Source organism: Metabacillus indicus LMG 22858, assembly GCF_000708755.2.
Lineage (GTDB): Bacteria > Bacillota > Bacilli > Bacillales > Bacillaceae > Bacillus_P > Bacillus_P indicus.
The window spans coordinates 1,038,761-1,062,777 of sequence record NZ_JGVU02000002.1 but is presented as its reverse complement, the minus strand read 5'-3'; the positions used below and the strand labels follow the sequence as shown (position 1 = coordinate 1,062,777).

At 45.5% G+C, this 24,017-nt stretch carries 26 protein-coding genes and 1 riboswitch; of the genes, 23 read left to right on the top strand and 3 right to left on the bottom strand.

The window, feature by feature from the left end; all coding sequences use genetic code 11:
- Positions 1-742 precede the first annotated feature (742 nt).
- The 5 genes from AZ46_RS08630 to AZ46_RS08610 all read left to right on the top strand — a co-directional run bounded on the left by AZ46_RS08630 (position 743) and on the right by AZ46_RS08610 (position 5,989).
- Positions 743-2,185 carry a GntP family permease gene (locus AZ46_RS08630; RefSeq protein ID WP_029280099.1) on the top strand — a complete coding sequence of 481 codons (1,443 nt, stop codon included), beginning with the start codon at positions 743-745 and terminating at the stop codon, positions 2,183-2,185.
- Positions 2,186-2,215: 30 nt separating this feature from the next.
- Positions 2,216-2,917: a CoA transferase subunit A gene (locus tag AZ46_RS08625; RefSeq protein WP_029280101.1), complete on the top strand. Its 702-nt coding sequence runs from the start codon at positions 2,216-2,218 to the stop codon at positions 2,915-2,917.
- A 15-nt stretch (positions 2,918-2,932) separates the two neighbouring features.
- Positions 2,933-3,586 carry a CoA transferase subunit B gene (locus tag AZ46_RS08620; RefSeq protein WP_029280103.1) on the top strand — a complete coding sequence of 218 codons (654 nt, stop codon included), beginning with the start codon at positions 2,933-2,935 and terminating at the stop codon, positions 3,584-3,586.
- 30 nt (positions 3,587-3,616) lie between these two features.
- Positions 3,617-4,402 carry a 3-hydroxybutyrate dehydrogenase gene (locus AZ46_RS08615; RefSeq protein ID WP_029280105.1) on the top strand — a complete coding sequence of 262 codons (786 nt, stop codon included), beginning with the start codon at positions 3,617-3,619 and terminating at the stop codon, positions 4,400-4,402.
- A gap of 162 nt (positions 4,403-4,564) precedes the next feature.
- A complete protein-coding gene (locus AZ46_RS08610; RefSeq protein ID WP_029280106.1) occupies positions 4,565-5,989 on the top strand; it encodes a sigma-54 interaction domain-containing protein in 1,425 nt (474 codons plus the stop codon).
- A 39-nt stretch (positions 5,990-6,028) separates the two neighbouring features.
- Here AZ46_RS08610 and AZ46_RS08605 read toward each other — a convergent pair whose 3' ends face one another.
- Positions 6,029-6,910 (bottom strand): DUF1002 domain-containing protein, encoded by an 882-nt coding sequence (locus tag AZ46_RS08605; RefSeq protein WP_029280107.1) that lies wholly within the window; start codon positions 6,908-6,910, stop codon positions 6,029-6,031.
- 172 nt (positions 6,911-7,082) lie between these two features.
- On the opposite strand from AZ46_RS08605, the gene AZ46_RS08600 reads away from it, so the two are divergent.
- The 7 genes from AZ46_RS08600 to AZ46_RS08565 all read left to right on the top strand — a co-directional run bounded on the left by AZ46_RS08600 (position 7,083) and on the right by AZ46_RS08565 (position 13,486).
- Entirely contained in the window at positions 7,083-7,517 is a 435-nt protein-coding gene (locus tag AZ46_RS08600; protein ID WP_029280109.1) for a peptidylprolyl isomerase, read from the top strand.
- A gap of 112 nt (positions 7,518-7,629) precedes the next feature.
- Positions 7,630-8,547, top strand: coding sequence for a nuclease-related domain-containing protein (locus AZ46_RS08595; protein ID WP_051865373.1), 918 nt, complete (start codon positions 7,630-7,632; stop codon positions 8,545-8,547).
- 674 nt (positions 8,548-9,221) lie between these two features.
- Positions 9,222-9,367, top strand: a riboswitch (FMN riboswitch).
- Positions 9,368-9,513: 146 nt separating this feature from the next.
- Positions 9,514-10,599, top strand: coding sequence for a bifunctional diaminohydroxyphosphoribosylaminopyrimidine deaminase/5-amino-6-(5-phosphoribosylamino)uracil reductase RibD (ribD, locus tag AZ46_RS08585; RefSeq protein WP_029280115.1), 1,086 nt, complete (start codon positions 9,514-9,516; stop codon positions 10,597-10,599).
- A gap of 6 nt (positions 10,600-10,605) precedes the next feature.
- Positions 10,606-11,247: a riboflavin synthase gene (gene ribE / locus AZ46_RS08580; protein ID WP_029280117.1), complete on the top strand. Its 642-nt coding sequence runs from the start codon at positions 10,606-10,608 to the stop codon at positions 11,245-11,247.
- Between the two features lie 15 nt (positions 11,248-11,262).
- Positions 11,263-12,459 carry a bifunctional 3,4-dihydroxy-2-butanone-4-phosphate synthase/GTP cyclohydrolase II gene (locus tag AZ46_RS08575; protein WP_029280119.1) on the top strand — a complete coding sequence of 399 codons (1,197 nt, stop codon included), beginning with the start codon at positions 11,263-11,265 and terminating at the stop codon, positions 12,457-12,459.
- A 17-nt stretch (positions 12,460-12,476) separates the two neighbouring features.
- Entirely contained in the window at positions 12,477-12,941 is a 465-nt protein-coding gene (ribH, locus tag AZ46_RS08570) for a 6,7-dimethyl-8-ribityllumazine synthase (protein ID WP_029280121.1), read from the top strand.
- 188 nt (positions 12,942-13,129) lie between these two features.
- Complete coding sequence (locus tag AZ46_RS08565; RefSeq protein WP_029280123.1) at positions 13,130-13,486, top strand: GNAT family N-acetyltransferase; 357 nt, start codon at positions 13,130-13,132, stop codon at positions 13,484-13,486.
- A gap of 74 nt (positions 13,487-13,560) precedes the next feature.
- Here the strand turns inward: AZ46_RS08565 and AZ46_RS08560 are convergent, their stop codons facing one another.
- Positions 13,561-14,082, bottom strand: coding sequence for a DUF309 domain-containing protein (locus AZ46_RS08560; RefSeq protein ID WP_029280124.1), 522 nt, complete (start codon positions 14,080-14,082; stop codon positions 13,561-13,563).
- Positions 14,083-14,215: 133 nt separating this feature from the next.
- Positions 14,216-14,311: a YjcZ family sporulation protein gene (locus AZ46_RS21470; protein WP_081414149.1), complete on the bottom strand. Its 96-nt coding sequence runs from the start codon at positions 14,309-14,311 to the stop codon at positions 14,216-14,218.
- A gap of 198 nt (positions 14,312-14,509) precedes the next feature.
- Here AZ46_RS21470 and AZ46_RS08555 point away from each other — a divergent pair, with 198 nt between their 5' ends.
- From AZ46_RS08555 to ccsB, 11 genes are all read left to right on the top strand, one after another.
- Positions 14,510-15,259 (top strand): segregation/condensation protein A, encoded by a 750-nt coding sequence (locus AZ46_RS08555; RefSeq protein WP_029280125.1) that lies wholly within the window; start codon positions 14,510-14,512, stop codon positions 15,257-15,259.
- Between the two features lie 4 nt (positions 15,260-15,263).
- Complete coding sequence (gene scpB / locus AZ46_RS08550; RefSeq protein WP_267881649.1) at positions 15,264-15,848, top strand: SMC-Scp complex subunit ScpB; 585 nt, start codon at positions 15,264-15,266, stop codon at positions 15,846-15,848.
- Positions 15,849-15,947: 99 nt separating this feature from the next.
- Entirely contained in the window at positions 15,948-16,355 is a 408-nt protein-coding gene (locus AZ46_RS08545; protein WP_051827269.1) for a hypothetical protein, read from the top strand.
- A 24-nt stretch (positions 16,356-16,379) separates the two neighbouring features.
- Positions 16,380-16,871, top strand: coding sequence for a DUF3907 family protein (locus AZ46_RS08540; RefSeq protein WP_029280131.1), 492 nt, complete (start codon positions 16,380-16,382; stop codon positions 16,869-16,871).
- A 508-nt stretch (positions 16,872-17,379) separates the two neighbouring features.
- Positions 17,380-18,531, top strand: coding sequence for a D-alanyl-D-alanine carboxypeptidase family protein (locus tag AZ46_RS08535; RefSeq protein ID WP_029280133.1), 1,152 nt, complete (start codon positions 17,380-17,382; stop codon positions 18,529-18,531).
- Positions 18,524-19,117, top strand: coding sequence for a nucleoside recognition domain-containing protein (locus tag AZ46_RS08530; RefSeq protein ID WP_029280135.1), 594 nt, complete (start codon positions 18,524-18,526; stop codon positions 19,115-19,117). Before AZ46_RS08535 ends, AZ46_RS08530 begins: the two co-directional genes overlap by 8 nt.
- Positions 19,118-19,119: 2 nt before the next feature.
- A complete protein-coding gene (locus tag AZ46_RS08525) occupies positions 19,120-19,647 on the top strand; it encodes a spore maturation protein (protein WP_029280137.1) in 528 nt (175 codons plus the stop codon).
- Positions 19,648-19,821: 174 nt separating this feature from the next.
- A complete protein-coding gene (gene rluB, locus AZ46_RS08520; protein ID WP_029280139.1) occupies positions 19,822-20,547 on the top strand; it encodes a 23S rRNA pseudouridine(2605) synthase RluB in 726 nt (241 codons plus the stop codon).
- 100 nt (positions 20,548-20,647) lie between these two features.
- Positions 20,648-21,172: a thiol-disulfide oxidoreductase ResA gene (resA, locus tag AZ46_RS08515; protein ID WP_029280141.1), complete on the top strand. Its 525-nt coding sequence runs from the start codon at positions 20,648-20,650 to the stop codon at positions 21,170-21,172.
- A 16-nt stretch (positions 21,173-21,188) separates the two neighbouring features.
- Complete coding sequence (gene resB / locus AZ46_RS08510) at positions 21,189-22,814, top strand: cytochrome c biogenesis protein ResB (protein WP_029280143.1); 1,626 nt, start codon at positions 21,189-21,191, stop codon at positions 22,812-22,814.
- Between the two features lie 20 nt (positions 22,815-22,834).
- Positions 22,835-24,010, top strand: a complete 1,176-nt coding sequence (ccsB, locus tag AZ46_RS08505; protein ID WP_029280145.1) for a c-type cytochrome biogenesis protein CcsB — start codon at positions 22,835-22,837, stop codon at positions 24,008-24,010.
- Positions 24,011-24,017: the final 7 nt, after the last annotated feature.

Below are 24,017 nucleotides of genomic sequence, written 5' to 3'. Positions count from 1 at the left end.
CCGCTTCCGGTTGGGAGCGGTTTTTTTGATTTTGGGAGAAGGGGTGAAAAAGGCTGGTTATTACAGGGGATGCGTACCTATAAAAAGGAGCGGGTGAATTATGGGGTAGCAAAAGAAGAAAATGCATCCTTATAAAACGGAGCAGATGAAATATGGGGTAGCAAAAAGATAAAATGTAACCCTATAAAACAGAGCGGGTGAAATATGGGGGAGTAAAAGAAGAAAATGCATTCTTATAAAATGGAGAGGGTGAAATATAGGGTAGCAAAGGAAGAAAATGTAACCCTATAAATCGTAGCGGGTGAAATATAGGGTAGCAAAAGGAGAAAATGCATTCTTATAAAATGGTGCGGGTGAAATATGGGGTAGCAAAAGAGAGAAATGCATCCTTATAAATCGGAGCAGGTAAATAATGCTTAATAAAAGCCCATTCCGCATATCCGGAATATTCCGCTATACCGGAATGGAATGAGTTCTATTTCCGAGATTGCGGAAAAACCCAGCTTTTTAAAATTGAATTTTCTGTTTTTTGAAATCAGGCAAACCAAGCCCTCACTGAATTTAAGTCGATTTTCCGAACTTTTTATTTGGAAAAGCCATGTTGGCACGTAACTTGCAAGTAATTACTGTGAGGCGGTCATTTAGATGGAAGGCGAAAGCGGGAAGGGGTACCCAAATTGTAAGCGCTTACCATTAAATGAGCTGCTTATGCAGGAGAACACTTAGGTTAAGGGGGATGTTTGTGGAAATCATTATTATTTTATTGTCACTGAGTTTATTGATGTTTGTGGCTTATCGGGGATTTTCGGTTATTTTGTTTGCTCCGATCTGTGCACTGTTTGCCGTGCTGCTGACAGATCCGAGTTATGTCCTTCCGTTTTTCTCCAATGTGTTTATGGAGAAAATGGTCGGATTCATTAAACTTTACTTTCCTGTCTTCCTGCTTGGGGCAATATTCGGGAAAGTGGTTGAAATGTCAGGCCTTGCTGAATCGATTGCCAAGACGATTGTCAAACTTGTCGGTGCGAAGAGAGCGATTCTTGCAATCGTTCTGATGGGTGCGATTTTAACGTACAGCGGCGTCAGTCTGTTTGTTGTTGTGTTTGCCGTCTATCCATTTGCGAAAAACCTTTTCATCCAGGCGGACATTCCAAAACGCCTGATTCCGGGAACGATTGCTCTCGGTGCCTTTACTTTTACAATGGATGCCCTTCCGGGTACTCCGCAGATTCAAAACGTAATTCCGACTACTTTCTTCAAAACAGATATCTATGCAGCACCTGTTCTTGGGATCATTGGTGCGATCTTCGTCCTCTCACTTGGGATGTGGTATCTGGAATCAAGACGCAAAAAAGCGGAAAAAGCCGGAGAAGGATATGCAGGATTTCATTCTGAGACGGCTGCAGGACTTGATCCTGAAATCGCCCGCGAAAAAGAAGAAGCTATCTTATCAGCTGGAACTGACCCGAGTGTTGCCCGCCAGGTTTTAGCATTTGTGCCGCTGATTCTGGTTGGTGTGATGAATAAATTTTTCACAGTTTCATTTCCGAAATGGTATCCGAACGGATTTGATTTTTCAGCCATCGGCCTTGAAGCGTTCGGCAAGATCGAACTGCCGTCCGTTGTTGCTATCTGGTCTGTTGAGCTGGCGCTGCTAATTGGTATCGTCGCGACAATTGCTTTTGACTGGAAAGCTGTAACCGCTAACATTAAAGAGGGCCTGAATGCCGGTATCGGCGGTGCTCTGCTTGCAGCTATGAATACAGGCGCTGAGTACGGATTCGGGGGCGTTATCGCTGCATTGCCTGGATTTAAAGCAGTAAGCAACGGAATTTCTTCTACTTTCACAGATCCGCTCGTAAACGGTGCGGTTACGACGACGACACTTGCAGGTATTACAGGTTCTGCATCCGGCGGTATGGGAATTGCGCTCAGTGCGATGTCTGATAAATACCTTGAGGCGATTGAAAAATTTAATATTCCTCCTGAAGTGATGCACAGGGTCATTTCAATGGCCTCCGGCGGTATGGATACGCTTCCTCACAATGGAGCGGTTATCACGCTTCTTGCTGTTACCGGATTGACTCACAGACAATCCTACCGTGATATTTTTGCCATTACGATCATTAAAACAGTTGCCGTATTTGTCATCATCGGTATTTACAGTCTATTCGGTCTAGTTTAAGAAAACATCGGGGAAAGAGAGGGAACAGTGATGGAGAAAGGGAAAGTGCTCGACTCATTTGAACAGGCAATTGAAAAGATAGAAGACGGTGCAACATTGGTCGTTGGAGGCTTCGGCCTCTGCGGCATTCCGGAAAAATCAATTCTTGCGTTAAGAGATAAAGGGGTCAAAGACCTGACAGTTGTCAGCAATAACTGCGGAGTGGATGACTGGGGTCTCGGCCTTCTTCTCGCCAACAAACAAATTAAGAAAATGATGTCCTCTTATGTAGGGGAAAATAAAATTTTTGAACGCCAGTATTTAAGCGGCGAATTGGAAGTTGAATTAATTCCGCAGGGTACGCTTGCCGAGAGGATGAGAGCAGGGGGTGCAGGCATTCCGGGCTTTTATACAGCAACCGGGGTAGGAACAAAGGTCGCGGAAGGAAAAGAACATAAGGACTTTGACGGCCGGACCTATATTCTTGAAAGAGGGATTGTAGGTGATTTTGCCCTCGTGAAAGCATGGAAAGCAGATACCCTTGGCAATTTAGTCTTCCGGAAAACATCAAGAAACTTTAACCCGGTAGCTGCGATGGCAGGGAAAATAACGATTGCAGAAGTGGAAGAAATCGTAGAAGCAGGCGAACTGGATCCGGACGAAATTCATACACCGGGTATCTACGTTCAGCATGTATTGCTTGGAACAAACTATGAAAAGCGCATTGAACGCCTGACTGTGCGCCAGGCATAAGAAGGAGGCAGAACCATGAATGAGAGCAGACGGAAAATGGTGCAGCGAGCAGTGAAAGAAATTCAGGACGGAATGAATGTGAATCTCGGAATCGGAATGCCGACTCTTGTAGCTAATGAGATTCCGGAGGATTACAATGTTCTTTTGCAATCAGAAAATGGCCTCCTCGGAATCGGACCTTATCCGGTTTCCGGAACAGAAGATCCAGACCTGATCAATGCAGGAAAAGAAACGGTAACAAGTGTGCCCGGAGCTTCCTACTTTGACAGTGCCGAATCCTTCGCCATGATCCGCGGGGGGCATATTGACCTTGCCATTCTCGGCGGAATGGAAGTTTCTGAACAGGGTGACCTTGCGAACTGGATGATTCCGGGGAAAATGGTAAAAGGAATGGGCGGTGCCATGGATCTTGTAAACGGCGCCAAAAGAATCATTGTGATTATGGAGCATGTCAATAAATACGGCGAATCTAAGGTGAAAAAAGAATGCAGCCTTCCGCTGACAGGAAAGCATGTAGTCAACCGCCTCATTACCGATCTTGCTGTCTTTGATTTTGCGGATGGTGCGATGGAGCTTGTCGAACTGCAGGACGGAGTGACCATAGAAGAGGTAAAAGAGAAAACAGAGGCCGCGTTTACGGTCAACCAATCATTAATGACCGCCCATTAAGGCGAGGTACAGACAGAAAGGAATATGGCGATGAACCAATTATTCAGCGGAAAAACAGCGCTGATCACAGGCGCTGCAGGCGGGATCGGCTTTGAAATAGCAAAAGAGTATGCAAGAGAAGGTGCTGCGGTCGTAATTTCAGATATTAATAGAGAAGCAGCAGAAGCAGCTGCATCAAAGCTTAAGGATGAAGGATTTGAATCCATTGCGGCGGCGTGCGATGTAACAAAGGAAGAAGAGATGATTGGAGCAATCGAAACCGTCCAAAAGCAATACGGCCGCCTGGATATTCTGGTCAACAATGCAGGACTGCAGCACGTCTCTCCAATTGACGAATTTCCGACTGACCGGTTTGAATTTCTGATTAAAGTCATGCTTACAGCTCCTTTTGTTGCCACAAAGCATGCTTTTCCAATCATGAAAAAGCAAAAATTCGGGAGAATCATCAACATGGCATCCATAAACGGGGTCATCGGATTTGCTGGAAAAGCAGCTTATAACAGTGCAAAGCACGGTGTCATCGGATTAACAAAAGTAGCGGCGCTCGAAGGGGCAGAGCATGGGATTACCGTTAACGCCCTCTGCCCGGGATACGTGGATACACCGCTTGTGCGAAACCAGCTCGCAGACCTTGCAAAAACAAGAAATGTAGAGCTTGAACGCGTGCTCGAGCAGGTCATCTATCCGCTCGTTCCGCAAAAGAGACTGCTCGCTGTTCAGGAAATTGCCGATTATGCCGTCTTCCTTGCAAGCGACAAAGCGAAAGGAATAACCGGTCAGGCAGCGATTCTTGACGGCGGCTATACGGTGCAATAAGAGTGAAAAAAGACAGCGTGCAATGCTGTCTTTTTTATATGCTGAATTTTAACAGTATAAATGCTGGTGCTGAATCTCATAATCTATTGATTTTTGTCAATCTGTCTGTGTAAGATGAACATAAAATGTAAACGGTTTAAAGAAAGGAAAGAGGTGGAGAGAATGAAAGGGCTCATGGAAAAGCTTCCTGCAGACTGGATTGAAGAGGTCGTAAACTTAGCTGCTGAATGCATGGTAGTAGTGGATCATGAGGGGACAGTTCTTTATCTCAATTCTGCCTATTGTGAGTTTTTAAACGTGAATGCCGAAGAATCAATCGGAAAGCCTGTTCAGGATGTGATTGAAAACACAAGAATGCAGATTGTCGCCAAAACCGGACAGGCTGAGGTAGCGTCCATCCATCCAATTAAGGGGAGCGAAATGATTGCCAACCGGTATCCCCTTTATGTTAAAGGTGAGCTCGTTGGCGCTGTAGGGACGGTTATGTTCCGCAATGCACAGGAATGGATTGACTATTCGAAGAAAATCCAGCCGATCATGGAAGAGTTAAACTATTATAAAAAGAAATTTGAAAAAGAGCTCTTCAGCAAGTATCATTTCGGGGATCTTGTAGGAAGCAGCCCGAAATTCACCGAAGCAAAAAGGCTCGCAGAAAGAGTATCAGACAGCCAGTCAGCCGTGCTCCTTCTTGGAGCGTCCGGAACAGGAAAAGAACTGTTTGCCCACGCCATCCATCAGACAAGCGGCAGAAAATTTGCCCCTTTTATGAGAGTCAACTGCGCATCCATCCCCGAACATCTATTTGAATCGGAAATCTTCGGGTATGAAGAAGGTTCCTTTACCGGTGCTAAAAGAGGAGGGAAAAAGGGGAAGTTTGAGCTTGCGCACGGGGGCACTATTTTTCTTGACGAGATTGGCGATCTTCCGCTGCAGATGCAAAGCAAGCTGCTCCGCGTGCTGCAGGAAAAGGAAATTGAACGCATCGGCGGCAGGGGGCCTGTTCAAATTGATGTTAGGGTCATTGCCGCTACCCACAGGAATCTGGAGAAGATGGTTTTGGACGGAGAATTCAGAGAGGACCTCTACTACAGGCTCAATGTCATAAAAATTGAGATTCCCTCACTTGCAGACAGAAAGGAAGACATTGTCCCGATCTCAAGAATTCTATTGAAAAAACTCGAGACGAAGTTTCACAGATACGGTCTGGATCTATCAGAAGAAGCGATGCATGATCTTGAACGGCATACATGGCCCGGAAACATCCGGGAACTTGAAAACGTGCTCGAACGGGCTGTAAATGTGCTCGATGGACAAATCATCTACCCGGAACATCTGCCGCTGTATCTTCAGAAAGAAGAGCAGAGCCAAAGCATGCCATACACTGCCGGCCCGCCGCTGCAGCCAGTAAACAGGAACACATTCGAAGGACCTGTGAAACCGCTTAAGAGCATTGTAGCCGAAGCTGAGAAGAGAGCCATCCTCCATGCTTTATCAGAAGCAAAAGGAAACAAATTGGAGGCGGCAAAGCTTCTTGGAATTGGGAAAACAAGCTTTTATGAAAAATGCAGGGAATATGAAATAAGATAAAAACAGCCTGCAGAAATGGGTATCTGCAGGCTGTATGTGTCAGGCATTATCTTTATTGCTGAAAATAGCAATGATCGCATCCCAAAGAGCAATAAAAAACTCTTTCAGCTGATCAAGGAAGTTCTGGCCTTCCTCTGAATCTATGAATTTTGAAATCTGGTCTTTTGCCTGATCAAGCTGCTGTCCTACTTGATTCCAGTCGATGTTGACGTCTTTCATTTTATTGAACAGGGCTACAAGGCTGTTGATTTCTTCTTCAGACAGTGTAATGCCCAAGTCGTTTGCCGATGTTTCGATCAGTTCACGGAACTCGGCATCAGTCTTTGGAACTCCGTTTTTCGCAATTTCTTCTTTGATTTTAGCCATGAGCGCACTGGCGTTTTCCTGTCCGACCTTGTCGCCGAGTTCAGCTGTTGTGACAAGTTCTTCGTTCGCCACCTGTTTCACATCTTCCGGAATAGCCTCATCTGAACTTACTTCATAAGCTTTCAGCAAACCTGTCAAAGCTGCTGTGCCGGATACCTCAAATGGCGCTGAAACCTGGATGGAAGCATCTTTTACGCCTGCTGTCATCAAGGCGTTCAAATACATTTCATCTGTTACCCAATTGACATTTTTCGTATTTACTTCAAGGCCTGCGCCGCTCTCTTCAATCGTAATCGCTGAAGAGGAAATCGCTCTCGTTCCAATTTGCGCCTTCGGAATATACTTTCCGAGATATTTATGTTCTTCTTCGTTTGTCACTTCTATGACTTGAGCACTGTCATCCGCTCCCATTTCAGACAGCATGGAATCCTTTTGTGCTTCTGTTAAGTTCTTTCCAAGTGTAATAATTTTGTCTCCGGGTGCTGCATCGGCAAGTCCCATTGACGGAAAAGCAAGCAGTGCCAGTGAGAATGCGGTAATCATTATCTTTTTCAAAAAAAAGACCTCCTTCTTTATGACAGCAATCTTCATTATAATATCTTTATCGGTTTGGCGACAGGTTTTTTCAGGAAAACAGCGAACTGTTTGGCTTTATGAAACGTTATATAGTAGAATGAATAACGTTCAGTCTATTAGACGAAAAAAAGATGCAGGAGGTTTCATACATATGAAAAAAGGTCAAATTACAATGGAAAACGGCGATCAAATGGTGATCGAATTTTATCCTGAAGCAGCACCTAAAACAGTAGAAAACTTCGAAAAGCTTGCAAACGAAGGCTTCTACAACGGCGTAACATTCCACCGCGTTATCCCTGGCTTCGTTGCACAAGGCGGAGATCCAACTGGAACTGGCGCAGGCGGCCCTGGCTACTCAATCAAATGCGAAACAGCAGGAAACCCTCACAAGCACGTTGCGGGAGCTCTTTCAATGGCGCATGCCGGAAAAGACACTGGCGGCAGCCAATTCTTCATCGTTCACGAGCCACAGCCTCATTTGAACGGCGTCCACACTGTTTTCGGACAAGTTGTTGAAGGACTGGACAACGTCTACAAAATCAAACAGGGCGATGCAATGAAAGAAGTTAAAGTCTGGGAAGAATAAGATGAATGGGAAGCTGTCCTTAATTGGATAGCTTTTTTTGTGCGAAAATTTGATTTTCGGGATTTGATGGAATTTTCTTCTTGAGATACGATGGGTAAAAGGAGGAATGCACTTGAAAGATCTGCGAGAATCAAAAGAACTGCTGATGTACAGAAAGCTGAATGCCCGAAAGAATTTGAATGCAGAAGAAGCAGCCCACCATCTTAACCTTGAAAAAGGGTTTGAAGGGGAAAAACAGTTTGAGGCGTGGCTGAAACTTCACCAAGGGAACGGAATCATCTTGAGCGATCTCCTGCTCGAAACCAATCAAACAACCTATCAAATCGATTCTCTGTACCTCTCGCCGCAAAAAATCTACTTGTTTGAAGTGAAGAACTTCGAAGGAGACTATCACCTGGACAAAGATAAGTGGCTCTCTCCGGTTAAAAAAGAAGTCAAAAACCCCCTGCTGCAGCTAAGCAGAAACGAAACCCTCTTTCGAATCCTGCTGCAGGAACACCACTTTCAGCTCCCCGTAGAAGCCATCCTGGTTTTTATCAATCCCCGGTTTCACCTTTACCAAGCATCGTCCTCACACCCCATCATTTTTCATTCCCAGCTGGACCGTTTTGCCAAAACACTAAACAAAAATAGTGCCGCCCCGCTTAAAGCCATTCACTCGAAGCTTGCGGAGAAGCTTTTGGCACTCCATCAGGAGGAATCCCGTTTTGAGCGGCTGCCTGGGTATGAGTATGATGAGCTTGAGAAGGGGGTGGGGTGCAGGTTTTGCGGGTCAATCTACGCTACTTTCCAAAACTCCAAGTTTCATTGCTCCAATTGTGAATTCACGGAATCTCATTTTCCAGCCATCCTGCAGGCGATAGAAGAATTTCAGTTTCTCTTTCCTGAAAGAAAGCTTACTGTTGAGCAGATTTGGGAATGGTGTCATTTGGTAAAATCAAAAAAGACCATCAGGAAGATCTTAAACAATCATTTTTTACAGACAGGTAATGGCAGAGCAATTCATTATGTGCCACGTGAAAAAGTGTAAATTCAGTTAAATCCTCCTCCGCAAAGCGGAAAAACAGGTGAGCAGGGTAAGCAAAGGGAGGAATCTTACCCAGCAAGGCGGAAAAAACAGGTGAGCTGGGTAAGCAAAGCGAGGAATCCTACCCCTGTAAAGCGGAAAAAACGGGTGAGCTGGGTAAGCAAAGGTAGGAATCTTACCCAGCAAAGCGGAAAAAACGGGTCAGCAGGGTAAGCAAAGGTAGGAATCTTACCCCGCAAAGCGGAAAAAACGGGTTAGCAGGGTAAGCAAAGGGATGAATCTTACCCCGCAAAGTGGAAAAAACAGGTGAGCAGGGTAAGCAAAGGGAGGAATCATACCCAGCAAAGCGGAAAAAACGGGTGAGCAGGGTAAGCAAAGCGAGAAATCCTACCCAGCAAATCGGAAAAAACAGGTTAGCAGGGTAAGCAAAGCGAGGAATCCTACCCCGCAGGGCGGAAAAAACGGGTTAGCAGGGTAAGCAAAGGGGGGAATCTTACCCCGCAAATCGGAAAAAACAGGTGAGCTGGGTAAGTAAACGCATAAAATGTACCTCAAAAAACCAGCAACCCTTTCTAAGAAGAAAAATCAATCTCCAATAAGAAAACCCCGGAATTAAATCGTTGCAATCTTCCGCATATCCGGATAAGATGATAGAAAGGAACAATTTCATACTCATTGTTTTCCTTCGGGGCAGGGTGAAATTCCCAACCGGCGGTGATAAAGCAGATGCTTTTCAGTCCGTGACCCGGCTGCACAGTGTGCAGGCGGTGGATCCAGTGAAATTCTGGAGCCGACAGTATAGTCTGGATGGGAGAAGGAACACAGTGTTGACGTGCGGGTATTATTTTTCTGAAAAAACAGAGGAATAGTACTCTTGTTTGGCATGCGAATGTGACCAATAATCCCTGACAAGCCCCCAGGTATCAACCTGCGGGCTTTTTTGCATTCTAAAAGAAAGGGGATATGGTTTTGGAGGATCGCGAGTATATGATGACCGCTCTGCGCTTGGCAGAGCAGGGAATCGGGCAGACGTCGCCCAATCCGCATGTTGGTGCGGCTGTGGTGAAGGACGGCAGGATTGTCGGTCTTGGTGCACATCTTAAAGCGGGAGAGCCGCACGCAGAAGTTCATGCGATCAGGATGGCGGGTGCTGAGGCTGAAGGGTCGACTGTTTATGTGACGCTTGAGCCATGCAGCCATCACGGGAAGACTCCTCCTTGTGCGGATCTGCTTATTCAGTCCAAAGTGAGAAGAGTGGTAGTGGCTGTGGAAGATCCGAATCCGGCAGTTGCCGGCAGAGGTATAAGGAAACTCCGTGATGCCGGGATTGAAGTGGAGCTTGGCGTCTCAAAAGAAGAAGCTGCAGAGCTGAACAAAATTTTTTTCCATTATATTAAAAAGAAACGTCCGTTTGTTACGCTGAAGTGGGCTGGGAGTCTTGACGGCAAAACAGCCACTGTCACGGGAGAGAGCAAATGGATCACCGGGAAAGAGGCAAGGAAGGATGTCCACTCCTACAGAGAGAGGCACGATGCCATACTTACCGGTATTGAAACAGTTATAAAAGATAATCCGTCTTTAACATGCAGGACGGAGCATGCTAAAAAGCAGCCTGTCCGAATTGTGCTTGATACGCATTTGAGAATTCCGGAAACAGCCGCCGTGCTGAATGACGGACTTGCAGAAACGTGGCTGATCGCCGGAAGCGGCGCACCTGCTGAAAAAGTAAACCGGCTTGAAAAGAAAGCCAAAGTGATAAAAATGAACACGCCCTTCATAAAAATGGAGGAATTGCTGCAGACCCTCGGTGAAATGGGTGTGACGTCATTGTTTGTAGAAGGCGGCGCAACGGTACATGGAAGTTTTATTGAAAGCGGCATGTTTAATGAAGTCATCAGCTATACGGCTCCCGTTCTGATTGCAGGGGAAGGTGCCCCGTCTCTTGCAGGAGGAACAGGGATTAAGGAAATAAACAAAGCCATCCGGCTGAAAATTAAGTCAGCCGAGCTGATTGGAGAAGATTTGAAGATTGTCTGCGTGAAGAAGGAGGGGTAGTGCAGGATGTTTACAGGAATTATTGAAGAAATCGGCACGATCGGCAGCATGAGCGGAAGTGATAAAGCCATTGAAATGACCATTCATGCGTCAAACGTTTTGGAAGATGTGAAGCTTGGCGACAGTATATCCGTGAACGGTGTGTGCCTGACGGTGACAAAGTTCACGTCATCCTCCTTTACAGTGGATGTGATGCCTGAAACCGTGAAGGCTACCTCGCTGAATGCCCTGAAACAGGGCTCAAACGTAAATCTTGAACGTGCGATGGCGGCAGGAGGCAGGTTTGGCGGGCATTTTGTCACCGGACATGTGGATGGAACAGGTACGATTATCCGCAAGCGGCCGTCTGCAAATGCGGTTTATTACGATATAAAAGCAAGCAGGGACCTGACTTCATCATTAGTCATGAAAGGCTCAATCGCCATTGATGGAATCAGCCTCACAATTTTCGGCCTTGAGAATGAATTAGTAACGGTGTCCATCATCCCGCATACTCTTTCTGAAACCGTTCTTGGCGGCAAAGAGGCAGGGGATATTGTAAACATTGAATGTGACATGCTTGGCAAGTATGTGAAGAAATTCATCGACCAGTCACAGGGCTCTTCATCGATTACACCTGATTTTTTAAAAGAAAACGGATTTTACTAGAATGGAGGACACCTCATGGCATTTCATTCCATAAGTGAGGCAATTGAGGATTTGAAAAACGGCAAGGTTGTCATTGTCGTAGATGATGAAGACCGTGAAAATGAAGGAGATTTTGTAGCACTCGCCGACCATGCGACTCCTGAAGTGATCAATTTCATGATTAAGCACGGCAGAGGACTTGTCTGTGTGCCGCTGTCAGCAGAATACGCGGAAAAATTTCAGTTTCATCCGATGGTCAGCGACAATACGGACCCGCATGGAACGGCGTTTACTGTCAGCATTGACTATAAAACCACCAAAACAGGGATAAGCGCTTCTGAACGATCAGATACGATCATGGCGATTCTAAATGAAGATGCCGTTCCTTCTGACTTTAAACGGCCTGGTCATATTTTTCCGCTCGTTGCGAAGCAGGGAGGCGTGCTGAGACGGGCAGGGCATACAGAAGCTGCTGTTGATCTTGCGAGGCTCTCTGGTGCAAGCCCGGCAGGCGTCATCTGTGAAATTATTAAAGAAGACGGCGAAATGGCGCGGGTTCCTGATTTAATGGAAATTGCAGAGCACCACGGCCTGAAAATGATCACCATTAAAGATCTGATTCACTACCGCAATGTGTCGGATGCTCTTGTCAAAAGAGAAGCGGATATTAAGCTTCCAACTGAGTTCGGCGTGTTCAGAGCCGTCGGATATTCAAATGTTCTTGACGGCAAGGAGCATATTGCCCTTGTGAAAGGAGACATTTCTCCTGATCAGCCAACTCTTGTACGCGTCCATTCAGAATGTCTGACAGGCGATGTGTTCGGGTCAAACCGCTGCGACTGCGGACCTCAGCTCCATGCAGCGCTTGCTCAGATTGAAGAAGCCGGCAGCGGGATTCTACTATATATGAGACAGGAAGGCAGAGGAATCGGCCTTTTAAATAAGATGAAAGCATATGCCCTCCAGGAAGAAGGCTATGATACGGTTGAAGCCAATCATAAGCTTGGATTTGCCGATGATCTGAGGGATTACGGAATCGGTGCCCAGATATTGAAAGATCTTGGCGTGGCAGAGATGAAACTTCTGACGAACAATCCGAGAAAGATTGCAGGGCTTGAAGGGTACGGACTGACAGTAGTGGACCGCGTGCCAATTCAAATGCCTTCTAAAGAAGAAAATGAAGGCTACATGAAAACGAAAAAAGGAAAGCTTGGACATTTACTCAACCTATAACATTGGAGGAAACAGTCATGAAAACATACGAAGGTAATTTAGTCGGATCAGGATTAAAAGTAGCGGTTATCGTAGGTAGATTTAATGAATTCATTACAAGCAAGCTTTTGAGCGGGGCAACAGACGCACTAAAGCGCCACGGCGTAGAGGAAGAGAATGTGGAAATTGCATGGGTGCCGGGCGCATTTGAAATACCGCTGGTTGCCAAAAAAATGGCCGCGTCAAACAAATATGATGCAGTGATCACACTTGGAACGGTCATCAGAGGATCTACGACTCATTATGATTATGTCTGCAATGAGGCGGCAAAAGGAGTTTCGCAGGCATCCATGTCAACAGGCGTTCCGGTGATTTTCGGTGTCCTGACAACGGAATCCATTGAACAGGCGATTGAGCGTGCGGGCACGAAAGCTGGGAATAAAGGCTATGAAGCAGCCGTTGCAGCCATCGAAATGGCGAATTTAATGCGCACATTGGATTAATTTCGCTTAAAAGTGTTTAAAAAGCCCGGAAAACTGTTTATAATGTTCTGAGAGTGATTCTTGCCTGATCCGGGATCTGCTTAGGTGAACGGAAGAAACATGGACCGAACATCAGTCTGATGACAGGCTCTAATTTTTTGTTTTTGCTTTCTCTAATCGGAAGGTTATTTCGTTAATGAGGGGTTCATATGTTAATTCGCTATAAGAAAAGCTTTGAAAAAATTGCCATGGGTCTTTTGTCTTTTATGCCAAATGAAAAAGATTTAAAGCATTTGCAGCAGACAATGAAACAGTATGAAGCAGATGAGTTCTGGCAGCTGTTTCTATGGAAAGAAGACGATGATATCATCGGCACAATCGGAGTCGTGTTCGAGGACGATGACCGCGTGAAGATTCAGCATGTAAGTGTGAACCCTTCTCACCGTCATCAGGGAATCGGCAGAAAAATGGTGGCGGCATTAAAAGAACAGTACAAAACAAAAACAGTGGTTCCGGATGAACGGACAAAAGCTTTTTTCGAAAAGTGCACGGAACCGGACTGCTAGCTGCAGACTTTCAGAACGCCTGAGCACGGATTAAAGAAATCCGTGATTTCAAAAAAACAGATGAAGCATATGCTTCATCTGTTTTTTTTCTTTTGCAGAAGACTTCTGTTCCGTTCTGCAATAACATCCGACCGGTCCCTCGCGGAATGTCTGTGCACGAGGGAGGCATCCGCAAGATTGCTTGGGTTTCCCCACGTCATGCCGTTTTCTATACAGTGTGATTTCGCCTGCTTCAGCAGCTCTTCATCAGCAACAGGGAGACTTATGCTCTCATATGGCCGCTTTTGTTCAATCGCAAGAGCTGTTTTTCTCATCAGCTCAAGAAGCGATTCGGGGTGCAGGCCGAGTGATGCGAGCGCATCTTTTTCCTGCGAACAAATGGAAATGGCATTTTTAATCATCCGCTCTGCACCGTTCCAGTTTTCCCTTCGGTAATGATAAAGACCGACCGAAAGCTGAATGAGCCCGACCCAGTATGCCTTGCGCTTTCCGGGAGGATCTTCCTTCCAGTGTTCTTCAAGCACTTCATGGCATTCAAAATAGTCGCGGTCTCCGTGGAAGTGAACTAAATAATCTAAATAGGCTTTAGGATACAGACAACATCACCCTCACATCAGAAAATATGTATCTTCAGTTTAGCATAAAGGGGCATCTCCCATGAAGAAATGAAACACAAAAGGTGCTCATCAGCCTGAGCACCAGAATGTTGCTGTCTTTAATAGGCGCTGATTAGTACAGCCAAGCAGCTCCAACGATAATTAACAAAATGAACAATACAACAATCAGCGCAAATCCAGAACCGTAGCCAAAACCTTTATCTCCCATTACTAATTCCTCCTTAAGAACTTTCGAATTTACATTGGTATCTTATGCAGGGCGCTTTGATGTGTATGGGCGAATATCCCGGTTCTGGACTTTTTTCTCATTGTTCTCTGAATCACTTAAAATAGTAATGGAGATTGATCACATTATGTTCTATACTAAAGGGTAGTCTGCTTAAGCGGTACAGAATGAAGTGGTGGGATGAACGTGCAGTACAAAGTGAAAATCGATGCATTTGAGGGGCCGCTGGATCTTCTCCTGCATTTAATCAATACACTTGAGATTGATATTTATGATATACCGGTTGCTGAAATAACCGAGCAGTATATGCTCTATATACATACAATGAAAGAACTTCAGCTTGATGTGGCGTCTGAGTATCTGGTAATGGCAGCAACGCTCTTGTCCATTAAAAGCGGCATGCTTCTTCCAAAACATGAAGAAGAGCTTGAAGAGGATGACTTTGGGTTTGAGCCTGAGGAAGATCCGCGCGATGAGCTGATGAGAAGGCTGATTGAATACCGCAAGTACAAAGAAGCTGCAGATGATTTAAGACACATGGAAGAAGAACGGTCGAAGGTTTTTACAAAGCCGCCGAGTGATCTCAGCGCATATGCCGCAGAGCCTGCTGCAGGATCCGATCCGGTGAATGTCACCATTTACGATATGCTTGGGGCATTCCAGAAGATGATGCGCAGAAAAAAACTGCAGAAGCCGCTGCAGACGAAAATTGCCAGACAGGAAATACCGATTGAGAAGCGGATGGATGAAATACTTGATGAATTCAGGCGAAATCCCCGCAGACGCAAATTTACCGAGCTGTTTCCCTCAGACCAGAAGGATCATCTAGTGGTAACCTTTCTTGCCATCTTGGAATTGATGAAAAACAACAGCATCATGATTGAACAGGAAGAAAATTTTTCAGATATTTATATTCTGGGGAGGGTTTAAAGCCTTGGAGAAATGGAAATCCATTATGGAAGCCCTGCTGTTTGCTGCAGGTGATGAGGGGCTTTCAAAAAAACAGCTCACAGCCGTGCTTGAGATTGAAGAAGTGGTTGTAGCAGAAGCAATAGAAGAACTTCAAAAAGAGTATAAGAAAAAGCAGCGGGGCATTGAATTGATCGAAGTCGCAGGTGTATATCAGCTGACAACGAAAAAAAAGCATGCAGCTTATTTAAAGAAACTGGTTGAAACACCTAACCACAGCTCCCTGTCGCAGGCAGCCCTTGAAATTCTTGCAATAGTAGCCTACAGACAGCCGATTACTAGAGCGGAAATTGAAGAGATAAGAGGGGTCAAATCCGAGCGCCCCCTTCAGACACTCACAGCCAAGGTTCTCGTGAAAGAAGTCGGACGGGCGGAAGGAACAGGACGGGCCATTCTCTATGGAACGACCAAGGAATTTCTCGAGCATTTTGGACTGAAGAACATTAAAGAGCTTCCTCCTCTTCCCGAAAAAGAAGACGACGAGGCGTTCGGAGAAGAAGCCGATCTCTTTTTTGAAAATTTCAATCAGACATTTGAAGAAATCAAATAATTTACACAATTGAAGCAGAACCTGTGGTAAAATAGGGTACAACGGAACAAAGGACACTCTTTGTTCCTTTTTTTGAATCTAAATCAGGAGGGCAATCAGGTGTACATAACCATGTGCAGAGGCTATGAGTTAGAAAAAGAGATGCCGAATACATCCGAGGATTTTTTTAACCGCTCTGAAATCACGATTGTCACAGGTAAAACCGAAAAAACGTTTCACGTCCTGTATGTCAGGTACTTTGAAGAGGTGTTTGCCGGCCAAAACCCTGGCCTTTTCAAAGATGCGGCAATAAAGGATGTACTGGCGTTAATTTGCATTATTCAAAATGAATCGCTCTTAAAGCGGAAACGATTTTATGTAAATGAACAGGATGTTTTTCTCAAGTACTTGGATGGAATCAATCTCCAGCAGGCCCTGGAGATTCCGGCTCACATTAAAGAGCATGGCAGGATCAGTATTAAAGATGCTGCTGAAAAACTGAAAATGACTGTACATAAAGAAATCTAAACAAACGGAAGGGAAGTGTCTCAAGTGGGAAATGCCATTGTAAAAGCACAAACAGAACAAGTAGAACGTTTTTTGGGGAATGTCGTCAATGAGTTGAATACATTTTTAAACCATGCGACAATCTCATCCTTTTTAAACGAGGAAGCGGGAGGAGAAGAGGAGTATTACGAAGATCTTTTCCGCAATCTGAGAAGGCTGTCCGTCTACTGTGAGGAAGGGCTTGAAGCGTGCAAAATTGTGCTTCAGAACGAGCCTTTCAGAAAGCCTGCTGCCGAAAAGGCGCTTTATAAAATTTATCATCAGTGCATTGAAGAGTTTTATAATCCGAAAACTGATGTGTGGTATGAAGACAGCAGGTCCGCCTATACAGGCAAAAACGCCATCAAATACCGCCATGCTGTACCGGCAACTCTTCAAACGATGATTGCTTCGCTTGAAAGCGGCTTTCAGGAGATCCGCGAAGAGCTTGAGTACTACGAAACCGATTACCGCACAAAAATGATTCAATCTAAATAAAGATGTGAGCAGCTGACCAGTGGGCAGCTGTTTTTTGTTGTGCGGAATTGTGACGAAGTGCGTGCCTGAATTTGATTTTGGGGTAAGCAACCGGACGAATCGTACCCTCGTAAACTGTAAATCGATCTGGGAGGGTAAGCAAAGCAATGAATCGTACCCTCGTAAACTGTAAATCGATCTAGGAGGGTAAGCAAAGGCTCGAATCGTACCCTCGTAAACCGAGAAACGATCTGGGAGGGTAAGCAAACCCATGAATCGTACCCTCGTAAACCGAAAAACGATCTGGGAGGGTAAGCAAACTCATGAATCGCACCCTCGGAAACCGAGAAACGATTTGCGAGGGTAAGCAAAGTCACAAATCGTACCCTCGCAAACTGTAAAACGATCTGCGAGGGTAAGCAACCACTCTACCGAAATGACACTTTCTTTCCAAAAGCAAAAATTATTCCTTCATAACCTTTGTCCATCCGCATAAACTTGTACAAAACGATCAAAGGACGTGGGGGCTGTGCGGCAATGGAAACAGATCGCAGTGACCGCACTTGTTTGCCTTTTGCTTATTTCGGGTCTGCCGCATAAGGCTGATGCGATGGGCGTCAGTGCAAGAAGTGCTGTACTGCTTGAACAGGAATCAGGAAGAATCCTTTTTGAAAAAGACGCCCATACAAAACGGAGAATCGCGAGCATTACTAAAATTATGACGGCCATTCTTGCGATTGAATCCGGAAAGATGGATGAAAAGGCAACGGTCAGCAATCGCGCGATACATACTGAAGGGTCGGCGGTCTACCTTCAGGAGGGAGAGAAGATCAAGCTTGAGGACCTTGTGTACGGCCTGATGCTCCGTTCCGGAAATGATGCGGCTGTCGCAATAGCAGAACATGTCGGAGGAAGTGTTGAAGGGTTTGTCCATATGATGAACCAGAAGGCGGCGGAAATCGGCATGATGAACACGGAGTTTGCGAATCCGCACGGTCTGGATGATCATGAAAACCATTATTCAACTGCCTATGATATGGCGATTCTGACAAGGTATGCCATGCAAAACCCGATGTATCAGAAAATATCAGGCACTAAGGTGCACCGTGCTCCCAATCCGAATGAGCAGTGGGACCGTGTTTGGAGAAACAAAAATAAACTGCTGACAAGTCTTTATGAGTACAGCACAGGCGGGAAAACGGGGTATACGAAACGGGCGAAGCGGACGCTTGTGTCAACTGCTTCTAAAGAGGGCATGAACCTTGTGGCTGTGACGATTGATGCTTCTGATGACTGGAATGATCATATTGCCATGTTCAATATGGCATACAGAGATTATGAGCTTTTTAAAGTGAAAGAGTCGGGAACGCTGAAAGATATTCAGGAGAAGATCTATAAGAACCGTCTTTTCATCAAAAGAGATGTGTACTATCCGCTGAATGATGAAGAGGAGGATGAAATCAGAATCGACATCACGCTCATCAAACCGGATAAAAAATGGGATAAGCCGGAAGATGTTCCGAATGTCGTCGGGAAAATGTCCGTTATTGTAGAAGATGAACGTGTCGATGAAGTGCCCATTTACTATGATAATGGCCTGACAAACAAACCGAATGCCCCTCTTTGGGAAAAATTCCGGAAGCTATTTTTTATCGGAGCGGGCTACAGCGGACATGATTAACATCATATGGGTGGGGCTGACCGTCATCGGAATTGTATTTGCCATGGTGAACGGCACGATGGAAGAAGTGAATGCTGCGGTTTTTAAAGGGGCTAAAGATGCTGTTACGATCAGCATCGGCTTGATCAGTGTGCTTGTGTTCTGGCTTGGTCTGATGAAGGTGGCGGAAAAAGCAGGACTTCTTGAAAAATTGAGCAATTTGTTTAAGCCGCTTGTTAAAAGACTCTTTCCGGAGATCCCTCCTGAACACCCTGCAATGGGCTACATTCTGTCGAACATGATGGCGAACCTTTTCGGACTTGGCAATGCAGCCACCCCTCTTGGCATTAAAGCGATGGAACAGATGAAAAAGCTGAATGGGAATAAAACGGATGCAAGCAGGTCGATGATTACGTTTCTCGCACTGAACACATCAAGTATTACGCTGATTCCAACAACAGTCATTGCGGTGAGGATGACGTACGGGTCAAAGTCACCAACTGATATTGTTGGACCTACCCTGCTTGCAACCATCATTTCAGCCATTGGCGCCATTCTGATAGACCGCTATTTCTACCATAGAAGAATGCGGAAGGAGAGGAGATAGGGATGGGGCTTGTCAGTATCATATCTCTATGGATGATTCCCCTGATGATCGGGTTCATTCTTCTTTACGGCACGTTTAAGAAAGTGCCGACCTATGAAACGTTTGTTGAAGGCGGCAAGGAAGGAATTGAGATTGCCTTTTCCATTATTCCTTATTTAGTAGGAATGCTTGTAGCCATCACCATTTTTCGCGCATCTGGTGCGCTTGAGTTTTTCGTCGGGATGATGAAACCTGCACTGGATGCAATTGGTGTGCCGAGTGAAATTGTTCCCCTTGCGTTTATCCGGCCGATATCAGGTACTGCCGCTCTTGGCATGACGACAGATTTGATTGCCGCCTACGGACCGGATTCTTTTATCGGAAGGCTGGCTGCAGTCATGCAGGGCAGCACGGATACAACGCTCTACATCCTGACGGTATATTTCGGTGCAGTCGGTGTGAAAAGAATGGGGGATGCGCTGAAAGTGGGGCTTCTCGCAGACTTGCTTGGAATCGCGGCCGCTATTTTTATTGTGATGCTTGCTTTTTAATGGCAGAGAATACAAGTCTTCCTCACCTGGAAGGCTTTTTTATATGCCTGAATGGGCGGTTATGAAGATTTTTGAGCAGGCGCATCATTTTTGTGAGATAATAAGGCTTCGTGCATGCCACGTAAACTTGTCTAATCAAATTTTTAGCAGTAAGATGTTAACGAGGTGAAAAGAATGGAACGTTTGCAAAAAGTGATAGCTCACGCAGGCCTTGCATCAAGAAGGAAAGCGGAAGAGCTTATATTAGAAGGAAAAGTGACAGTGAATGGAAAAACAGTCCGGGAGCTTGGGATAAAAGTATCCGGAAACGACCGTGTTGAAGTTGCCGGAATTCCTGTTGAAAAAGAAGAACCTGTGTATTTTATTCTTTACAAACCGCGCGGAGTGGTCTCGACTGCTTCTGACGATAAAGGAAGAAAAACGGTGACAGATTTCTTCCAGCATATTAAAGAGCGCATCTATCCGGTGGGAAGGCTTGATTATGATACGTCCGGCCTTGTCATCATGACAAATGACGGCGAATTTGCCAACTTGATGATGCATCCGAAGAGCGAGGTTGAAAAAACCTATGTGGCAAAAATCAAAGGCATTCCTCCGCGTGAAACGCTGAGATCGCTTGAAAAAGGGGTTATGCTTGAAGACGGAAAAACGGCTCCTGCAAAGGTGAAGTTTGTATCTCTTGATAAAAAGAAGCAGACAAGCATTGTGGAACTGACGATTCATGAAGGCAGAAACAGACAGGTGCGCCGCATGTTTGAAGCGATTGGTCACCCGGTTCTTAAGCTGAAGCGCGAAACATACGGCTTCCTTGACCTGAAGGGACTGAAAACAGGCGATGCCCGCGAGCTTTCCCCGCATGAGGTAAAACAGCTCAGATCCCTTGCCAAATTCGGAAAGTAAGCGCCTTAATTTTCACATAAACTTCAAATTATCAGGAAAATGTTCCAAAAAAACAGTGATATAATGAGTTGAAATGTATGAGGATATGGGAGAGTTTTCAATGAAGAAAAAAAGACGTCTGATCATGAGATCCATTATCCTCGCCCTGCTTGCCGGGGCGCTGGGATATACGTTATACACAAATTTTTTCTCAAGCAAAGAAAAGGTGAAGGTTGGCAGCGAGGCGCCTGATTTCGTATTAACAGACCTGAAAGGGGAAAAGCACCAGCTTTCTGATTACAAAGGAAAAGGTGTTTTTCTGAATTTCTGGGGAACATGGTGTGAGCCGTGCAAACGCGAGATGCCCTATATGCAGAGCCAGTATGATTATTATTCAGACCAGGGCGTTGAAATTCTTGCCGTGAACACCGCAGAGTCAAACGTTGCCGTGCAGAGCTTCATGGAAACATATGATTTATCTTTTCCCGTGGTCCTTGATAAAGACTCACAAGTCTTGGAGGCATATGGAGTTGTCCCGCTTCCGACTACATTTCTCATTGACAAAAATGGAGTAGTGAAAGAAATTATCACTGGCCAGATGAATGAGCGGATGGTCAGGGATTATATGGAATCAATCAAGCCGTAAACGGGGAGTTTTCATCATGAATGAAGTGAAATGCTTATGCGGCCACAGCAATCCGCATGGAACGGTTCTCTGCGAATCCTGCGGCCGTCCTATTCAGGAAAAGGAGAACGGAAGCAAGCTGCTTGATATGAAGTATGACGGCAGTGCAAGACGGTCCCAGACCTATAAAAGAACCCCGGTCGACAAGATCTGGAATTTCTTTTCTTCCGTAAAAGTCGGGATTTGGATTATCGTTCTGATTTTAATAGCGTCAGCGATCGGCACCATTCTTCCTCAAGTGATGTACATACCGCCGAATGTGACGCCTAAAGATTTCTACCGGGAAGAATACGGCGTAATTGGCCAGCTTTATTATCAGCTTGGATTTCATGAACTTTTCAGCTCGTGGTGGTATATCGTCCTGATCGGGGCGCTGGCGGCTTCGCTTGTCATTGCAAGCCTTGACCGGTTTGTACCGCTTTACAGGGCGCTGAAAAAGCAGGGCGTCACGCGCCATGAAAGTTTTATGAGAAGACAGCGCCTGTTCAGCGAGACACCGTCTGTCACTGACGCAGATGCGCAGCTGAAAATGGTGAAAGAAAAGCTTGAGAGAAAACGCTATCATGTCAGAGAAGAGAACGGCAGCCTGTTGGCTGAAAAAAACCGTTTTTCCAGATGGGGACCTTATGTCAACCACATCGGTCTGATCATCTTTTTGTTTGGAGCGATGCTCAGGTTTGTGCCGGGCATGTATGTGGATGATGTCTTGTGGATCCGCGAAGGAGAAACAAAGGTCATCCCCGGAACAGACGGCAAGTATTTTCTGAAAAGCGATCAGTTCATTATGGAAACCTACCAGAAAGAAAGCGAAGATGAAGTATTTGAAAACGCGATTACTAGAGTAGGAGACGGCAGTGTAGCCAAAAACTATCAGACAAACGTCACCTTATTTGAACGAAAAGGGGAAGCGCTAATTGGCGCAGATCCTGAGCTTGAGAAAATAAAGGATGAGCAGATTAAAGTGAATCAGCCGTTAAAGCATGATTCGTATGCTCTTTATCAAGTTGATTTCAAACTGAACGAATTAAACAAGATGAAATTCAGTCTGATAGACAAAGAGACGGAAGAGAGCTTTGGTGAACTTGCCATAGATCTGCTTGATCCGAAAAAACAGTATGACCTTGGCAATGGCTATAAAGTGGAAGTTGCAAGCTACCTTCCTGATTTTTATTTCAACAGCGAGGGAGAGCCGGCAACGAAAACAAGAATACCGGATAACCCGGCATTTGTTTTTAAAATGATTTCTCCTGATAAACCTGAGGGCGAGACGAGTTTTGTTGCGATTCAGCAGACGATTGAGCCGAGTGAAGATAATCAGATGAAGATGAAGTTTGAAGGAGTCGAAACGAAAAACCTTTCTGCTCTTACAGTAAGAAAAGACAATACCCTCTGGTTCCTTGGACTTGGCGGAGCCATTTTCATGATCGGTGTCACTCAGGGCATGTACTGGAATCACCGCCGCATCTGGATCAGGCGGAACGGGGATGCCATTCTCCTTGCAGGCCATACCAATAAAAACTGGTACGGCATTAAAAAGGAAATGGAAGCTGTGCTTGAAGGAACAGTGATTGAAAAGCCGGCTGACCAGTCAGATGAGAAATAAAGCGATGAGGAGGAAAAGGTGTGGCGGCTTTAAGCAGTAATTTGCTATTTGCAGCATTCTTTCTATACCTGGCTGCAACCTTTCTTTTTGCAGGAGCAATCCGCGACAAGAGAAAAGAATATAAAAAGCCTACAAAATGGGCGTCTGCAGGCATTGCGGTAACAATCGCCGGATTTGCAGCACAGACCGGCTATTTTATTACAAGATGGATGGCTTCCGGTCATGCTCCTGTCAGCAATCTTTTTGAGTTTACAACGTTTTTCGGCATGATGCTTGTTCTGGCATTTATTGTCCTCTATTTTATTTATAAAGTATCGGTTCTTGGATTGTTTACACTTCCTGTTGCCTTGCTTCTGATTGCCTATGCAAGCATGTTTCCAACAGACATATCTCCGCTGATTCCGGCTTTGCAGAGCAGCTGGCTTCACATCCATGTGACCACTGCGGCTCTTGGACAGGCAATCCTCTCCATCAGCTTCATTGCCGGCGTTATTTATCTGCTTCGCACGGTTGATCAGTCTGTTAAATCCAAAAAGACGTTCTGGCTTGAGACGGTGATGTACGCCCTGGTTGCAACCATTGCGTTTATTGCGATAACAAGCACATTCAGAATCATGGATTATGAAGCTGTCTATCAATGGACAGATAAAAATGAACAGCAAGCGGAAATGGTCTATAACCTTCCTGCTCTTGTAGTTCCCCATAAAGGTGAGCTCCTGACAGAAGGAAAAATGGAAGCTGCTGTTGAAGTTCCGGCCCTGATTTCAGCACGAAAACTGAATACCGTGCTCTGGTCGCTTGGAACAGGATTGCTGCTTTACGGTGCGCTTCGCCTGATTTTAAGAAAGCGGATCTCCGCCTTTTTGCAGCCGCTCGTGAAAAACGTCAACCTGGACCTTGTTGATGAAATTGGATACCGTTCGGTAACAATCGGATTTCCGGTCTTCACATTAGGCGCGCTGATCTTTGCCATGATCTGGGCGCAGATTGCATGGACACGTTTCTGGGGCTGGGATCCGAAGGAAGTCTGGGCACTGATTACCTGGCTGTTTTATGCAGCATACCTCCATCTGCGGCTGTCAAAAGGCTGGCAGGGAGAAAAGTCGGCCTGGCTTGCTGTGATCGGTTTTGCTATCATCATGTTCAACTTGATTTTTGTGAACCTTGTCATCGCCGGTTTGCATTCTTACGCTTAAAATACGT

What these genes read in the sequence shown, in the direction of transcription:
- AZ46_RS08625 (WP_029280101.1), top strand. Translation starts at nt 2,216, where the DNA reads ATGGAGAAAGGGAAAGTGCTCGACTCATTTGAACAGGCAATTGAAAAG.
- AZ46_RS08620 (WP_029280103.1), top strand. Translation starts at nt 2,933, where the DNA reads ATGAATGAGAGCAGACGGAAAATGGTGCAGCGAGCAGTGAAAGAAATT.
- AZ46_RS08615 (WP_029280105.1), top strand. Translation starts at nt 3,617, where the DNA reads ATGAACCAATTATTCAGCGGAAAAACAGCGCTGATCACAGGCGCTGCA.
- AZ46_RS08610 (WP_029280106.1), top strand. Translation starts at nt 4,565, where the DNA reads ATGAAAGGGCTCATGGAAAAGCTTCCTGCAGACTGGATTGAAGAGGTC.
- AZ46_RS08600 (WP_029280109.1), top strand. Translation starts at nt 7,083, where the DNA reads ATGAAAAAAGGTCAAATTACAATGGAAAACGGCGATCAAATGGTGATC.
- ribE (WP_029280117.1), top strand. Translation starts at nt 10,606, where the DNA reads ATGTTTACAGGAATTATTGAAGAAATCGGCACGATCGGCAGCATGAGC.
- AZ46_RS08575 (WP_029280119.1), top strand. Translation starts at nt 11,263, where the DNA reads ATGGCATTTCATTCCATAAGTGAGGCAATTGAGGATTTGAAAAACGGC.
- ribH (WP_029280121.1), top strand. Translation starts at nt 12,477, where the DNA reads ATGAAAACATACGAAGGTAATTTAGTCGGATCAGGATTAAAAGTAGCG.
- AZ46_RS08565 (WP_029280123.1), top strand. Translation starts at nt 13,130, where the DNA reads ATGTTAATTCGCTATAAGAAAAGCTTTGAAAAAATTGCCATGGGTCTT.
- AZ46_RS21470 (WP_081414149.1), bottom strand. Translation starts at nt 14,311, where the DNA reads ATGGGAGATAAAGGTTTTGGCTACGGTTCTGGATTTGCGCTGATTGTT.
- AZ46_RS08555 (WP_029280125.1), top strand. Translation starts at nt 14,510, where the DNA reads ATGAACGTGCAGTACAAAGTGAAAATCGATGCATTTGAGGGGCCGCTG.
- AZ46_RS08530 (WP_029280135.1), top strand. Translation starts at nt 18,524, where the DNA reads ATGATTAACATCATATGGGTGGGGCTGACCGTCATCGGAATTGTATTT.
- AZ46_RS08525 (WP_029280137.1), top strand. Translation starts at nt 19,120, where the DNA reads ATGGGGCTTGTCAGTATCATATCTCTATGGATGATTCCCCTGATGATC.
- rluB (WP_029280139.1), top strand. Translation starts at nt 19,822, where the DNA reads ATGGAACGTTTGCAAAAAGTGATAGCTCACGCAGGCCTTGCATCAAGA.
- resA (WP_029280141.1), top strand. Translation starts at nt 20,648, where the DNA reads ATGAAGAAAAAAAGACGTCTGATCATGAGATCCATTATCCTCGCCCTG.
- resB (WP_029280143.1), top strand. Translation starts at nt 21,189, where the DNA reads ATGAATGAAGTGAAATGCTTATGCGGCCACAGCAATCCGCATGGAACG.